We start from the raw sequence: 14,206 nt of genomic DNA, 5'->3' as shown, positions 1-14,206 counted from the left end.
CGGGGTGGTGCAGTTAGAACTGGGCGGCCAGCCGGAACCCGACGACGCGGGCGTCGCTCTGGGCACGGATGACGCGTGGAGCATCCAGCGGGAAGCCGATGAAGGCGTCCCAATCCAGGTTCAGCATCTGGCCGCGCGCACCGGCGTGCGCGCCGACCATGTTGCCGCCGTCGATTCCCTGTACGGCGTTGGTCGCGATGTGCCCGACATCCACGCCCAGGTAGGGCGAGAAGCGGCGATGCAGGCTGAAGTTGAGGCTGTTGCGCCAGTAGCCACCGGTCGCGCCGCCCATCATCACTTCGCCATCGAAGCCGTTGACGGTGTAGCGGCCGCCGATGCTGATGAATTCCGAGCCGTACAGCGGGTCGGACGTCCACTGATAGCGCAGGGCGCTGTTCCAGTAGATCGGGCGCGGGCCCTGCAGCACCGGCGCACCGACGCCGATGTCGACCGAGGTGATGCCATAGCGGAAGGTGGGGGATTCGGGATCGCGGCCGGCGGCATCATCGTCGCCACCCAGCCACGGCAGGCCGCGGCGATGGGCCAGGCGCAGGTCGGCCTGCAGGCTGCCCAGGTACTGGCGGTGCAGCAGGGCCAGTTCGGCCGAGGTGGTGCGGCGGCGCTGGCCGAGCAGCTCATTGCCTTCGATGAAGCTGCGCGAGTGGCGCTGGGCCAGCCGCAGTTCCATCGCGGTGCGGTAGCTCTGCCCGCGCGATAACAGGCGTTCAACGGTGAGGTCGACACTGCGCGAGCGGCCGGTGCTGCTGAAGTCTTCGGCGTTGCCGCTGATGATCTGGGCGTAGCGCGAGGCGTAGGTGCTGGTGGAGAAACGCCAGTTGCCCAGCGGCGCGGTGAACGAGGCGTTGTAGCCGTGCGTGCCCTTGCCCTTCTCCGCGCTGCCGTCGCTGTTGACGCCCACGGTGAGCAGGTCGTTGATGCCCAGCAGGTTGTCCGCCCATACGGTGGCACCGGCCTGCTGCTTGCCGGTGCCTTCGCTGCCGGCGTCATCCAGCGACAGCGCGGCACGCCAGCGTTTGGCCTGCTTCAGGGTGATGACCACGTCGGACTCGCCCGGCTGCTCGCCGGGCACCAGTTCCATGCTGGCGTCCTGCGACGGCACCCGCTTGAGCTGCTCCAGGCCCTGCTCCAGCGCGCGCAGATTGAGGATGTCGCCGGGGCGCGCCGGGAAGGCGCTTTTCCAGCGCGCATCGCCCGGACCTTCCTCGGCAAAGCGGATCTGGCGGATGACGCCGGGTACCAGCTGCAGGCGCAGGGTGCCGGCGGCCAGGTTCTGTTCGGGCAGGCCGATGCGGGTGGTGACATAGCCTTTGGCCAGCACGAGGTCGGAGGTGCGGCGCACCATCAGGGCGATGCCTTCCTGACCGATGCAGCGGCCGCGGTACTGGTTTAGATAGCGCTGCGCGAAGCCGAAGGCATCGCGGTGCGCGCCGTCGAGCACGATGGCGTCGATCTGGAAGCAAGGGGTTTCTTCCGGCAGTTCCGTGCTGCGGTAGTCGGCGGCGGGCGGTGCAGTCGGGCCGCTGACTTCCGGCACGGCCTGGCGTTCGGCACGCTCGCGGGCTTCACGCTCGGCGCGGTCGCGCAGCTCCTGCTGGTCGGCCAGGCTGGTGGGGGCCTGCTGCGCCCATAGCGAAGCAGGGGCCAGGGCAAGGCCGCCGAAGAGGACCATCAGGGCGGCACTCAAGCGGTGTCGCGGCGTCTTTGCGATTGCATCCATGCGTTGTGTCTGCCCCGTTTGTAGCGGTCATCCCTACCGCCGCAGCACCGCCGATCAGGTGCGCAGCGCAATGTTAAATTCTCGTGACGGGTCGCCACAAGTCGGGGAATTCCTACAGGGCGATATCGGCCGGCCGGCGGCGGCTTTAGGGGCATTGCGTCGGAACGGAGGGCGGACGCGCATGGCGCGTCCCTACGCGTGGACGAAGTAGTGACGCGCCATGCGCGTCAACGCAGCATCACCGGGGTGGGGCTGCGAGCTCTTTGGCGATCAGGAAGCCGTCCTTGTTCGCATCCTGTTTGTGGAAGCGCTCCACAATCGTCTGTCGCTGCTGCTCGCGGGTGATCGGCTTGCCCTTACCGCCCGGCAGCTCATCACTGCTCAACACGCCGTCGCCATTCCGGTCCATGCGGTCGAAGGCGTACATCATCCAGGCCACGTACTCTTCGACGCTGACCTTGCCGTCGCCGTCGGTATCCATGCGCTGCAGGTAGGTGCCGGTATCGGCGACCTGGGCGTGGGCCACGGCGCTGCCCAGCAGCAGCGCGGTGCAGAGCAGACGACGCACCGTCAGTGCGCCGTCAACGCATAGCCCTTCAGGCGCGCTGCATAAGCCTGCAGCGCGGCGATGCCGCTGGCTTCGGCGTCCTGGCACCAGGCCTGCAGTGCTTTCAGGCGTTCGGCAGCATCATTGCTGCGCGCTTCCAGCAGCGCGGAAAGACGGGCGCGGTGTTCCACCAGCACGCGGATGCGCGGGCGCTGCTCCACCCAGCTGTTGAGCTCGGCACGGCAGGCCGGCTTCAGCCAGCGCCCGTCGTTGACCAGGCCACGGCGCATGCGGCGCGGCAGCAGCTTGCGCAGCTTGGCCCCGGCAAAGGCAGCCTCTTCACGCAGCGCAGGCACGAATACATTGCGCTGGTAGTCGGTCATGGCCTGGAAGCGGTGCGACAGCAGCGCCTTCAGGGTTTCCGCATCCGGTACGGCAATGTTCGGGCGCACGTCCATGCTCGGGGCCACGCGCAGCACCTTGGCCAGCTTCACGGCCTGCAGCGCGCGGATCGCGGCCCAGCCGATGTCGAACTCCCAGCGCCGCATCGAGAAGCGCGCCGAGCTGGGGAAGGCATGGTGGTTGTTGTGCAGTTCTTCGCCGCCAATCCAGAACGCCCACGGGGTGAGGTTGGTGGAGGTGTCGGCGGATTCGAAGTTGCGGTAACCCCACCAGTGGCCCAGGCCATTGACCACGCCGGCGGCCCAGAACGGGATCCACGCCATCTGGATCGCCCACAGGGCCACGCCGGGCAGGCCGAACAGCACGGTGTTGATGAAGAACAGCACCGTCGGGCCAAGATTGGCGTGCGGGGTGTACAGGTGGCGCTCGATCCAGTCGTCCGGCGCGCCGCGCCCATACTGGTCGATATCCGCACGCATCGTGCGCGCTTCGCGGTACAGCTCCACACCGCGCCAGAACACGGTGCTGATGCCCTTGGTGACCGGACTGTGCGGGTCTTCCTCGGTTTCCACCTTGGCGTGGTGCTTGCGGTGGATGGCCACCCACTCCTTGGTGATCATCGAAGTGGTGAGCCACACCCAGAAGCGGAAGAAGTGCGAGATGAGCGGGTGGAAGTCCACACCGCGATGCGCCTGGCTGCGATGCAGGTACAGCGTCACAGCGAAGATGGTGAGCTGGGTGAACACCAGCAGCACCAGCGCCATGCCCCACCAGCCGAGGCCGACGACACCGCCGGTCAGGAAGTTGATGAGCATTTCGGGCATTGCAGAACTCCAGGCCTTCGGCCAGCAGATGGACAGGGTCACGTACGCCCATGATGGGGGCAGACGTTGCAAACTGCATCCCTCTGGTGCCATTTTTGCGCAGTCATTCAGTTGTTTTCGTCCTTCGTGAGTCCGGCCCCCTATTCATGACCGTTGCAGTTCCCGCCGCCGTAACCCCCGCCCCGCTGATCGAACTGGACCGCGCCTGCGTCATCCGCGGCCAGGTACGGGTGCTGCACGACCTCAGCCTGCGCATCGCGCAGGGCCAGCACACCGCCCTGCTGGGCCCGAACGGGTGTGGCAAGTCGTCCTTCATCAAGCTGATCACCCGCGAGCTGTACCCGCTGGCGCATGCTGACGGCACGGTGGCGGTGAAGGTGCTGGGCCAGAACCGCTGGCAGGTGGACCGGCTGCGTTCGCAGCTGGGCATCGTCACCGGCGATCTCAGCGCCAACCTCTCGGACATGCCCGGGCTGACCGTGGAAGAAGCGGTGCTGACCGGCTTCTTCGCCAGCTTCGTGGTGCCGGCGTTCCGCGAAGTGACCGCCGACATGCGCGAGCGGGCGCGCCAAGCGCTGGCCCTGACCGGTGCCCTGCCCCTGCTGGCGCGTGGTTATGCCGAGCTTTCGGCGGGTGAGACCCGGCGCGTGCTGATCGCCCGGGCGCTGGTGAACCGGCCGCAGGCACTGCTGCTGGATGAGCCGTCCACCGGGCTGGACCTGGTGGCGCGACAGCAGCTGATCAGCACGATGCGCTCGCTCGCGGCCCAGGGCATCACCCTGGTGCTGGTCACCCACCATATCGAGGAAGTGATTCCGGAGATCGAGCGGGTGGTGCTGCTGCGTGCGGGGCGGATCGTGGCCGATGGGCCGCGCGCCGAGCTGCTGCGCGATGCGCCGCTTTCCGAGGTGTTCGGCGGCCCGGTACGGGTGCAGGAACACAACGGGCACCTGACCGCGTTCGCGGACTGACGGCGATGTGATCCGGTAGCGCCGGCTGTCAGCCGGCCCTCGACATCGCGTGGGCCGGCCAACGGCCGGCGCTACCGGTACTCCCCTTAGAAGTTCACGCCCACCGCCCTCGACTCGATCGGGGCCATGCGGGTCTGGTCCCGCAGCTCCAGCGCGCGCACCTGGAACGGCGCACCGTAGCCCTTGGGCAGGGCGACGCTGTCGAACGGCAGGCTCAACGTGCCGGCACCTGCGGAGTTGAACCACGCCGCGCTGTGCGCCTGTGCCACCGGCCGCAGCTGGCCGTCAGACCCGGTGGCGTACAGCGTGCCGCGCGCCTCATAACGGCCCGGCGCGCCCACCTGCAACGGCAACTGCAGCACGCGCGTGCTGGCATCCGCCTGGACCTGGCCACTGAAGCGGGCGGTGGGCTGGGCCACGGCAAAGGCGATCTTGGCGTCGCGCTGCACGCCGTTGGCGCTGATGAAGGTCTGCAGTTCCCACAGCCCCTGCGCGTTGCCGACGTCCTGCGGCACGGTAACCTGCGCGGTGAGGCCGGTCTTGCCGGCCCGCAGCGGTACCGGCCAGCTGCGGCCATCCGGTGCCACCAACAGCGCTTCGCCGCCCGCGGGCAGGCTGCGGACGAGGTTGCGTGCAGCTCCGGCCTGGGTGTTGCCACCGTCATCCACCAGTTGCGCGCTTACCGTCAGCGTGCCGCCGGCCAGAACCTGGTCCCGGCTGCTCTGCAGGCGCAGGCTGATCGGGCTGTTGGGCTCCAGCACCTGGACCACGTAGCGGCCCTGCGCCTGCGCGCTCTGCAAGCGATAGGTACCCGCAGCCGCCGTCCTGCCGGTGCGTGCCATGGCGGTGCCCGCGCTCACCGGCATGCCGGCGGCCCGCAGCTGCTCGCTGTCGACCACCTGTTCGACCTTCAGCACGCCGGCGGGGTCGCGCAGCTGCCATTGCGCCGGAGTGAGAGGACGCGCGCCCGGTGCGGGGCTGACCTGGATGACCGCATCCGGCGCGGTCATCGGCAGGGCGACGCCCTGCTGTAAGACGCTGCCGTCCACCATTTCCCAGTAGCTGCGGCTGACCGCCACGAACGGGGTGGGGTCGGTCAGGGCCTGGGTGGGATCCAGTGCCCAGGCAAAGCTGACCGGGTCGCGTTCGCCGGCGTCGGCCGGCAGCGGGGCAGATTCGACCCGGGTCGGTACCTGGTCGGTGCTGCGTGCCGCCTGCAGGGGTTGTGCGGCCTGCAGCGGCAGCGCGGCGAGGACGACGGCCATGGCCGCCGCGAGTTTCACGGTTGAGGTCATGTCGGGCTCCTTAGAGGGTAAGGTCGTTGCGCAGGATCGTGCCCAGGCCGAAGCACTCGCGCCGGCTCTGGTTGTGGCTGAGCGGCTCGGCTCCCTGGGTGCGAGCCTTGTCGGTGAACAGCACGGTGCCGGCCGCACGCTGGCTGCTGCATTCAAGGAAGCCGTCGGAACAGCTGCTCAGCCAGTTCTGGGTGAACTCCAGGCCGACGTTCTGGGCGTAGCCGCCGCAGTAGCTGTTGCTGTCCCATACCGCTGATTCCACATCGGACCCCACCACGGCGCGGAACGGCTTGGGCAATGCCGGCCGACCGCCGGTGCCATACAGGTTCTGGGCGTTGTAGGTGGCCATCCAGCCGACCTGCTGCATGCGCACCGCGTCGTTCTGGTACCCCAGCAGCCAGCCCACCGAGGCCTCGAAGACATTGCCGTTGAGCACGGCATCGGCCAACGGCGTGCCTGCCGAGGACGGAGCCAGTGCGGTGACCTGGCTGATGGTCTGGATCAGCTTCGGGTAACGGCTGTCGTAGGTGGGATTGGAAAGAATCCAGCGGACCACGTTGCCGCCGTTGGAATGGGTGATCACCACCAGCTTGGTGATGCCTTTGCTGTTGATGAAGCCGGTGAGCTGGGTGGCCAGGCAGCCGGCCGCTTCCGGTTTCCACATGTACTGCTCGAAATCGCAGTTGATGACCGTGTAGTTGCTGCTGTTGGGCAATCCCTGGCGCACGCTGTCGATGATGCTGGGTTGCCAGTAGTCGGTGCGGGCGTCGGTCTGCTTGCCTGTGCCGTGCACAAAGGCCACGCCCACTACATCGGCGGCCTGCGCGCTGGCACACGTGAGCATCAAGCCGAGGGCCAGCATGGCCCCCGTCCCCATTGCTTTGCTTTGCATCGAGTGTCTCCGGTTGTTGAGTGTTCCCCCTGATTGCCGGCACCTCGTGGGGAAGCTGCCGGGGCCGACGCTATGTCGGTCGGCGCGTGAATTTCCGTGAACCAGTACCGGATTCCTGCCATCTGCAACCAATCTCAACGGCGAAGCGGGACGCTATGCCGGGTCTGGCGGCATGACCTGCGGCCGCTGGCAGGAGCACGTGAAGCTGCGATCATGCGCGCTCACCGCTGCCGAGTACTGCCCATGTCGTTGTTCGCCCCATCTGCGCTGCTGCGCCCCGCCCTGGCTGCTGCCGTGATGTCGGTTCTGGCGGGCTGTGCCACCACGACCGCACCGCAGAGCACGCCGGTGGAGGCGTCGGTGGTGACCAAGGCGGTGGGCTACCTTCCCGTCCGCGACGTGCCGGCCAGCTTGAACCTGGTGCCCGCCCCGCCGGTGGCCGGGTCAGCCGCTGCCGCGCTGGACGATCAGATCAGCCGCGAGGCCCGCGCGCTGCGCGGCAGCCCGCGTTTCGCCCAGGCGACCGCTGACGCGGAGCTGGGCTTCCCGGAAGGGGCCAACCAGTTTTCCTGTGCCATTGGTCTGGATGTGGACGCACAGAAGACCCCGGCGCTGTACCGCCTGCTGGAACGCAGCCGGATAGATGCCAGTGCGGCGACCCGCGTGGCCAAGAAGCACTACCAGCGCGCGCGACCGTTCATGGTCAACGGCGAGCCGACCTGCACCCCGGAGGACGAAGAAGGCCTGCGTGGCAACGGTTCGTACCCGTCGGGCCACACCTCGATCGGCTGGGCGTGGGCGCTGATCCTTTCGGAGATCGTTCCCGAGCGCGCCGATGCGATCCAGCTGCGCGGCCGCAACTACGGTGAAAGCCGCCTGGTGTGCAACGTGCACTGGCAGAGCGACATTCTGGAAGGGCGCTTCATGGGCGCGGCCGCGGTGGCGCGCCTGCACGACAACCCGGAATTCCAGCGCGATCTAGCCGCAGCGCGCAAGGAAATTGCAGCAGCGCGTGCAAACGGCGCACGCTCAAGCCGCGATTGCGCAACCGAAGAAGCCGTGTTGAAGGTGCGCCCCGAAAGCGCCCTGTAATGCAGAAGGGCCGGCAATGCCGGCCCTTCCTTTATTGCATCACCGCATCAGAACTTCGCGGTGAACTCGACGCCAAACGTGCGCGGCTCGTTGAGGAAGCCGGTCAGGTTGTTGAAGTCGATCGCACCGACCACGCGGGTCTGGTTGGTCAGGTTGCGGCCAAACACGGCCACGTCGTACTGACCGTATTCCCAGTTGTAGCCCAGGCGCAGGCCGCCTTCCAGCGACGAGCGGCTGCGGAACTCCGGCGACTCGTACAGGAAGAAGTTCACCGGGCTGCGGTAGGCCCAGTCGGTGTACACGTACAGCTCGCTGGCGTCGTTGAGCGGGAAGCCCGCACGCAGGGTCAGGTTGTGGATCAGCTTCGGTGCCTGCGGCAGCGGGTTGCCGTTGACCAGCGCGTAGGTGCCGCCATTGATGACCGTGGTCGGATCAGTGATGGTGCAGCCGCCACCGCAGATCGCCACCGCCAGGTCGCGGTCCTTGATCTCGGTGTCGTTGTAGCTGCTACCCAGGGTCAGCAGCACGTGGTCGGTCAGGTAGGCCTCGAAGTCCAGCTCCACGCCCTGGCCAACGGTCTTGTCGGCGTTGAGCAGGGTGGCGGTGTTGTTGGCACCACCCACCGCGATCAGCTGCTGGCCATCGACGTCATAGCGGAACACGTTGAAGCCCAGGCGGGCGCGGCGGTCGAACAGGTCGGCCTTGATGCCGGCCTCGTAAGAAATCACCTTTTCCGAATCGGCCTGCGACACACCGCCGAAGGCCAGGCGGCCCTGGATCGACGGCGCACGGAAGCCCTTGGCCACACGTGCGTAGGCATTGAGGTTGTCGGTGATCTGGTACACGCCGCTCAGGTCCCAGCTGACGTCATCCACATCGGTGTTGGCGATGTAAGGGCCGCTGACCGGAGTGCCACCCGGCACTGCCTGCAGCACGCTGGCGGTGAAGTCCTTCTTGTCCTGGGTGTAGCGCACGCCGGCACGCAGCTTGAACTTGTCGGTCACGTCCAGGTCGCCCGACGCGAACACCGCCCAGGCCTTGTTGCGCTGGCTCTGCACGGCGTGGCCGGTCTGCGGGTTGCCCGGGGTGAGCGAGTCGTAGTTGAAGCTGTCGATGGTGACGTCTTCATCGAAGTAGAACACGCCCGCCTGCCAGTCAAAGCGACCCCACTCGTTGGATTCCACGCGGAATTCCTGGGTCCACTGGCGGTGGTCGGGCAGGCCGTCGGCGGATTCGGACGGGAACGGAATGAAGCCCGGGCCGTAGTTGCCGTCGCCGAGGAAGCTGGCACCGTAGCCACCGTCGATGTCGCCGTGGTTGAGCGATTCGGCGGTTTCGTAGCCGGTGATCGAGTGCAGGGTGACGCTGCCCAGGTTCCACTGCAGGCGCGCGCTGCCGCCCCAGGTATCCAGCTCGGAGAAATTCACGCCGTCGTTGGAGACCTTGTCGCGGTCGAAGTTCTCGACCAGCGCGTTGCTGCCCGGCTGGATGATGTTGGCGCGGAACAGGCGCGCGGTGCCGTTGAGCTTGCGCTTGTGCAGGTTGAACAGCGCTTCGAACTCGTCGCCTTCGTACAGGAACTGCACGCGGCCAGCGGATTCGTCATAGCCCTCGAAGCCTTCGGCCGGGGCGTTCGGGCGGGTGTTGTCGACGTAGTTGTCGCGGCGCTGGTACAGCGCCGACACGCGTGCCGACCAGCGGTCGGTCAGCGGGCCGCCGTAAGCGCCCTGCACGTTCCAGGTGTCGTAGGTGCCGTAGGACACCTTCACGTAGCCATCGGCGTCCTGCGACGGACGCGCCGAGTCGAACTTGACCACGCCGGCCGGGGTGTTGCGGCCGAACAGCGTGCCCTGCGGGCCACGCAGCACTTCCACGCCGGCCAGGTCGAACAGCGGGAAGCCCTTCAGCAGCGGGCTTTCCTGCACCACGTCGTCGTACACCAGCGAGACCGGCTGCGAGGCATTGAGGTCGAAGTCGGTGTTGCCCAGGCCGCGGATGTAGAAGCGCGGGAAGGCACGACCATAGGACGATTCAATGTTAAGGCTGGGCACGCGTGCCGACAGGAAGCGGATGTCATCCCCGGCCGAGCCAAGTACGTCAAGCTTCTCGCCCTGGATGGCCGAGATCGAAACCGGCACGTCCTTGGCGTTTTCCACACGGCGCTGCGCCGTTACCTGCAACGTATCGAGGGCGACCGGATCCTTGGCGGCGGGGGCGTCCTGGGCTGCGGCCGTCAATGGCAGCAGGGCGGCAAGGGCAACAACGAGGGGGTGCACGGACGCGGTACGGCCGTGGGCAGTGCGGTTCGGGAACATGGCGATTAGGCTGTGTTGGGAGGGGTGGTGGACCGGCGCTACCAGACAATTGTTGCAGCACAACAACAACGTCGCAAATTCCGGTCATTTATTACCAACGTTTTGGACCCATGATGTGAAGGACGCACCCGTCCCCAACCCATCAACAGGGCCTCACCCATGACCCAGTGGTACTTCCATCTTTCCGGCCAGCCCGACCGCATCGGCCCGCTCGACGACGACTCCGCCCGCCGCTTCGCCCAGGCCAACCGCCAGGCGCTGGTCTGGTGCGAGGGTATGAGCGGCTGGATGAAGATCGCCGAGGTGCCCGAACTGCTGGCCGGCAGCACCGGCCCGGTCGGTGCCCCGCCGCCGGTTCCCGGCGGTGCCGGTGGCCGCAGCCAGCGCGCCGACGACATCGACTACCGCATCGTCGGCCACGAGATGCAGTTCGTGGAGATCGAGCTGGACCCGGGCGAAAGCGCCATTGCCGAGGCCGGCGCGCTGATGTTCAAGGACGCCGCCGTGCAGATGGACACCGTGTTCGGCGACGGCTCGCACAGTGGCCAGGGCGGCGGCTTCATGGACAAACTGATGAGCGCCGGCAAGCGCGTGCTCACCGGGGAAAGCCTGTTCGCCACCCTGTACACCCACACCGGCCACGGCAAGGCCAAGGTCGCCTTTGCCGCGCCCTACCCCGGCACTGTGCTGCCGATGAAGCTGGACCAGCACGGCGGCCGCCTGATCTGCCAGAAGGACAGCTTCCTGGCCGGCGCGCGCGGCGTGCAGATCGGCGTGCACTTCCAGCAGAAGATCATGACCGGCCTGTTCGGCGGCGAGGGCTTCATCATGCAGAAGCTGGAAGGCGACGGCTGGGTGTTCATCCACGCCGGTGGCTGCGTGATCGAGCGCGAACTCGCCCCGGGCGAGCGCCTGGATGTGGACACCGGCTGCGTGGTCGCCTTCCACTCAAGCGTGAACATGGACGTGCGCCGGGTGGCCGGGATCAAGAGCATGGTGTTCGGCGGGGAAGGCGTGTTCCTGGCCACCCTGACCGGCCCCGGCAAGGTGTGGCTGCAGTCGCTGCCGTTCTCGCGCCTGGCCGGCCGGATGTGGATGGCCGCACCGCAGGGCGGTGGCCAGAACCGCGGCGAAGGCTCGGTGCTGGGCGGGCTGGGGCGGATTCTGGATGGGGATAACCGGTTCTGAATGACGCCGGCCGATTGCCGGGCCCTGCCCGGCAATCCCGGTATGCTATCGCCCATTCACTTTTCGGCTTGCCGATGAACGCCTTCCGCCGCACCCGTCTGACGCTGTCTGTTGCCCTGCTCGGCCTGCTGGCCGCCTGCGGTGGCGAGAACACCAAGCCGACCCCGGTTACCCCGGTGGTGGTGCCGGCAACGCCGGCCAAGCCGGTGAAGATCGGCATCGCGCTCGGTGGCGGTGCAGCCAAGGGCTTCGCGCATATCGGCGTGATCAAGATGCTGGAGGCCAACGGCTTCGAGCCGGTGGTGGTCTCCGGCACCAGCGCCGGCAGCGTGGTCGGTGCGCTGTACGCCAGTGGCATGGACGCGTTCGCCATGCAGAGCAAGGCGGTGGCGCTGGACGAAGCCAGCATCCGCGACGTGCGTCTGTTCTCGGGCGGGCTGGTGCAGGGCCAAAAGCTGCAGGACTACGTCAACGCTCAGGTCAACAACAAGCCGGCCGAGAAGCTGAAGAAGCCGTTTGCCGCCGTGGCCACCAATCTGAATAACGGCGAGCGCGCGGTGTTCGTGCGCGGCAACGTGGGCCAAGCCGTGCGTGCCTCCAGCAGCATTCCGGGCGTGTTCGAACCGGTGAAGATCGGCCAGAGCATGTTCGTCGACGGCGGCGTGGTCAGCCCGGTGCCGGTCGATGCCGCGCGCCAGTTGGGTGCGGACTTCGTCATCGCCGTGGATATTTCCAGCAAGGCCAGCGGCAAGTCGCCGACCGGCATGCTCGGCATCGTCAACCAGTCGATTGCGATCATGGGTCAGCGCCTGGGTGAGCAGGAACTGGCGCGCGCCGACATCATCATCCGGCCCAAGGTGCTGGACATCGGCGCGGCCGATTTCAGCCAACGCGGCTACGCGATCCTGGAAGGCGAGAAGGCCGCCATGGCGGCGATGCCGCAGATCCGTGCCAAGGTGGAACAGCTACGCCGTGCACGTGCGGCCGCTGCCGCGCCACCGCCGCCGGCTCCCAAATGCGACGAACCTTCCCGCATGGGCAAGCTGATGGGCCGCAAGGAAAAGTGCGCCTGAGGGCACCGCCCTCATTCCGGTCGCTTCGCCAACTCCCGGCCCATCGCTAACTCCCGGTCGCCTCGCCAACACCCGTAGTGCCGGGCTTGCCCGGCAGCTCCCTCAGATCGCGTCAGCCCGGACCCGCGCGATCATCAGCGTCCACCAGAAACGCCACCATCATCTCTCGCGCCCGCGCTTCCAGCTCCCGCCACTGCGGCAGCCCGCCGCGCGGATAGTTGATCCGGACCAACGTGTTCCGGTCCTCCATCAACAGCGTGTGCTCACAGCGTGCAAAGTTTTGATCCTGCTGCGCCTGCGGCGTGCATTTGATCACCGTTGATACCTCGCCATCGGCACCACGCGCGATGAACCAATCCTTGTGCCGCTCGGGCAGCATCACCCGCGCATTGTCCTGATACCCCTTGACCCGGTAGTACGCACGCACCTTTTCCATGTCGGCAAAGTAGGCAACCAGCCCATACGCCGTACTCTGCTGGACGCGGGTGTCCAATGACTGGTCCGGAGCATGATCCCTGGCGTCGCGCGGCGTGTACTCCCGCTGGAACACCTGCTTGAGCCTGTCACGGTCAACGTAGCGGTAGTCAAAGGTCACCGTACGCATGACGATGTCCGGACTGAACGGCTCCCGCTCCGCCAGCGGAATGGGCTGCAGCGTGGGAAAGTCCAAGACCAGTGAGTAGCTGTCGCCACTGCCAAACCCGCGCAGATTGAACAGATGGTCTCGCGGGACTTCCAGCAGGTACGGACCCAGGCATTCCTGGCTGGTGGGTGGCAGTTTCTGGTCTGGGGTGTACGGCCCTACGCTTACGCGGCGGGTGCAGCCGTGTTCGTTGGTCTGCGTGGTTTCTGACGCGTGTGTGTAGATAGAAGGCAGGAGGAACACTGCTGGGCACAGTGTCAGGATGATGCGGGGGAGCAGGTTCACTGGGCTTTGTTGCCTGAATCGTTGGGTTGAGCGAAGGACAGCAGGGCAAGCCCGGCTCTACGACATCACTGGGGCGCGCATTCTCTGTTCGTGGTCACGCGTCTGTTGCTGCGCCTGTTCCTGGGACCGCGTGTGATCCAATTGCGCCAACTGCTGGAACGACTCTTCGGGTGGCGTGGTGATCGCTTCGGCGGTGGGCATATGCGCACGGCGCTGGGCCGGGTCGTTCAAGTCGCCCTGCACGACGAACACGTGTTCGCCGGGAGCGCTGCGCGTGCCCTGCTCGCTGAGCAGAACGTGATCGGCGCGGTCGAGATTGTTGCGTGCCGCCAACGTGGTCAGGCTCGCGGCCATGCACTCGCTAAGTTCATCCCATGGCTTGCCGAGGCGGGCATCGATGGCCTGCACCCCGTTGACGCATTGCTGGTGAAGGGCATGGCGTGGGTGTGAGGGATCGCGCGGGTCCAGATCCGGGCCCGCATCGGACAACAGAAAAGGGCTTTCCTTGATGGGACGATGCTGATTGGGGTCATCAGGGTGGAACTGGCTACGTAGTTGCTGGCGCTCGAGACGTACCTCGCGGGCTTCGTTCAGCCGTTCGACCAACCCGGAGTCGGTGACTGGAAGATCCCTGGAAATTCGTCCCTCAATATGCGTTCGGACAAGCCACCGCCCCTCATCGGACCGTGTGTAGGTGTAGAGTCCAAGCCTAACCCGATCAGGGTCGGTGTATGGGGTGGCTGCGGATGCCTCTCGTCGTGCCGCCGCCATGTCAACGAAGTAGGAGCCGGCATTCAGCTCTTCGTCGTTGTAGCTGCGAGCAACATCAACCGTAGTCAGCACTCCTCGTTTCGTTCCCAATACTGAACCTGTCCCCTGAAATCGGACGCCAAGAAGTACGGGGTCAGGAAGCGGCTTTCAATTGCTTTGCGTAGTCGTTT

The 14,206-nt window shown here is 66.6% G+C and carries 12 protein-coding genes; 4 read left to right on the top strand and 8 right to left on the bottom strand.

Going from position 1 to position 14,206, the window contains the following annotated elements; genetic code table 11:
- Positions 1-13: 13 nt before the first annotated feature.
- The 3 genes from EGJ34_RS10990 to EGJ34_RS10980 form a co-directional block, all read right to left on the bottom strand.
- On the bottom strand, positions 14-1,738 hold the full coding sequence (locus tag EGJ34_RS10990) for a ShlB/FhaC/HecB family hemolysin secretion/activation protein (protein WP_260476969.1): 1,725 nt from the start codon (positions 1,736-1,738) through the stop codon (positions 14-16).
- A 238-nt stretch (positions 1,739-1,976) separates the two neighbouring features.
- Entirely contained in the window at positions 1,977-2,312 is a 336-nt protein-coding gene (locus EGJ34_RS10985; RefSeq protein ID WP_125360522.1) for an EF-hand domain-containing protein, read from the bottom strand.
- Positions 2,309-3,511 (bottom strand): fatty acid desaturase, encoded by a 1,203-nt coding sequence (locus tag EGJ34_RS10980; protein ID WP_125360517.1) that lies wholly within the window; start codon positions 3,509-3,511, stop codon positions 2,309-2,311. The genes EGJ34_RS10985 and EGJ34_RS10980 overlap by 4 nt, the downstream gene beginning before the upstream one ends.
- Before the next feature lie 146 nt (positions 3,512-3,657).
- Here EGJ34_RS10980 and EGJ34_RS10975 point away from each other — a divergent pair, with 146 nt between their 5' ends.
- Positions 3,658-4,482, top strand: a complete 825-nt coding sequence (locus EGJ34_RS10975; protein ID WP_125360516.1) for an ATP-binding cassette domain-containing protein — start codon at positions 3,658-3,660, stop codon at positions 4,480-4,482.
- A gap of 86 nt (positions 4,483-4,568) precedes the next feature.
- Here the strand turns inward: EGJ34_RS10975 and EGJ34_RS10970 are convergent, their stop codons facing one another.
- Together EGJ34_RS10970 and EGJ34_RS10965 are read right to left on the bottom strand one after the other, a co-directional pair.
- Positions 4,569-5,777: a DUF4785 domain-containing protein gene (locus tag EGJ34_RS10970; RefSeq protein ID WP_125360515.1), complete on the bottom strand. Its 1,209-nt coding sequence runs from the start codon at positions 5,775-5,777 to the stop codon at positions 4,569-4,571.
- Positions 5,778-5,787: 10 nt separating this feature from the next.
- Positions 5,788-6,669: a hypothetical protein gene (locus EGJ34_RS10965; protein WP_125360514.1), complete on the bottom strand. Its 882-nt coding sequence runs from the start codon at positions 6,667-6,669 to the stop codon at positions 5,788-5,790.
- Positions 6,670-6,912: 243 nt separating this feature from the next.
- Between EGJ34_RS10965 and EGJ34_RS10960 the strand changes: the two genes are divergently transcribed.
- Positions 6,913-7,761, top strand: coding sequence for a phosphatase PAP2 family protein (locus EGJ34_RS10960; RefSeq protein WP_125360513.1), 849 nt, complete (start codon positions 6,913-6,915; stop codon positions 7,759-7,761).
- 47 nt (positions 7,762-7,808) lie between these two features.
- Here the strand turns inward: EGJ34_RS10960 and EGJ34_RS10955 are convergent, their stop codons facing one another.
- Complete coding sequence (locus tag EGJ34_RS10955) at positions 7,809-10,076, bottom strand: TonB-dependent receptor (RefSeq protein ID WP_125360512.1); 2,268 nt, start codon at positions 10,074-10,076, stop codon at positions 7,809-7,811.
- A 159-nt stretch (positions 10,077-10,235) separates the two neighbouring features.
- On the opposite strand from EGJ34_RS10955, the gene EGJ34_RS10950 reads away from it, so the two are divergent.
- Together EGJ34_RS10950 and EGJ34_RS10945 are read left to right on the top strand one after the other, a co-directional pair.
- A complete protein-coding gene (locus EGJ34_RS10950) occupies positions 10,236-11,264 on the top strand; it encodes a TIGR00266 family protein (protein WP_125360511.1) in 1,029 nt (342 codons plus the stop codon).
- Positions 11,265-11,338: 74 nt separating this feature from the next.
- On the top strand, positions 11,339-12,337 hold the full coding sequence (locus EGJ34_RS10945) for a patatin-like phospholipase family protein (RefSeq protein WP_125360510.1): 999 nt from the start codon (positions 11,339-11,341) through the stop codon (positions 12,335-12,337).
- Positions 12,338-12,449: 112 nt separating this feature from the next.
- Here EGJ34_RS10945 and EGJ34_RS10940 read toward each other — a convergent pair whose 3' ends face one another.
- A complete protein-coding gene (locus EGJ34_RS10940) occupies positions 12,450-13,265 on the bottom strand; it encodes a hypothetical protein (protein WP_125360509.1) in 816 nt (271 codons plus the stop codon).
- A gap of 57 nt (positions 13,266-13,322) precedes the next feature.
- Positions 13,323-14,108, bottom strand: coding sequence for an XVIPCD domain-containing protein (locus tag EGJ34_RS10935; RefSeq protein WP_125360508.1), 786 nt, complete (start codon positions 14,106-14,108; stop codon positions 13,323-13,325).
- Positions 14,109-14,206 lie beyond the last annotated feature (98 nt).

The sequence above is a fragment of the Stenotrophomonas sp. 278 genome, from assembly GCF_003935715.1.
In the GTDB taxonomy this organism is placed as follows: Bacteria; Pseudomonadota; Gammaproteobacteria; order Xanthomonadales; family Xanthomonadaceae; genus Stenotrophomonas; species Stenotrophomonas maltophilia_AH.
Note: the sequence above shows the minus strand (reverse complement) of the source record. Positions and strands in the feature narration are given on the sequence as shown.

Excerpts from the sequence above, each read along its gene's own strand:
- EGJ34_RS10955 (WP_125360512.1), bottom strand. The coding sequence starts at position 10,076 with ATGTTCCCGAACCGCACTGCCCACGGCCGTACCGCGTCCGTGCACCCC.
- EGJ34_RS10980 (WP_125360517.1), bottom strand. The coding sequence starts at position 3,511 with ATGCCCGAAATGCTCATCAACTTCCTGACCGGCGGTGTCGTCGGCCTC.
- EGJ34_RS10970 (WP_125360515.1), bottom strand. The coding sequence starts at position 5,777 with ATGACCTCAACCGTGAAACTCGCGGCGGCCATGGCCGTCGTCCTCGCC.
- EGJ34_RS10990 (WP_260476969.1), bottom strand. The coding sequence starts at position 1,738 with ATGGATGCAATCGCAAAGACGCCGCGACACCGCTTGAGTGCCGCCCTG.
- EGJ34_RS10960 (WP_125360513.1), top strand. The coding sequence starts at position 6,913 with ATGTCGTTGTTCGCCCCATCTGCGCTGCTGCGCCCCGCCCTGGCTGCT.
- EGJ34_RS10965 (WP_125360514.1), bottom strand. The coding sequence starts at position 6,669 with ATGCAAAGCAAAGCAATGGGGACGGGGGCCATGCTGGCCCTCGGCTTG.
- EGJ34_RS10975 (WP_125360516.1), top strand. The coding sequence starts at position 3,658 with ATGACCGTTGCAGTTCCCGCCGCCGTAACCCCCGCCCCGCTGATCGAA.
- EGJ34_RS10945 (WP_125360510.1), top strand. The coding sequence starts at position 11,339 with ATGAACGCCTTCCGCCGCACCCGTCTGACGCTGTCTGTTGCCCTGCTC.
- EGJ34_RS10950 (WP_125360511.1), top strand. The coding sequence starts at position 10,236 with ATGACCCAGTGGTACTTCCATCTTTCCGGCCAGCCCGACCGCATCGGC.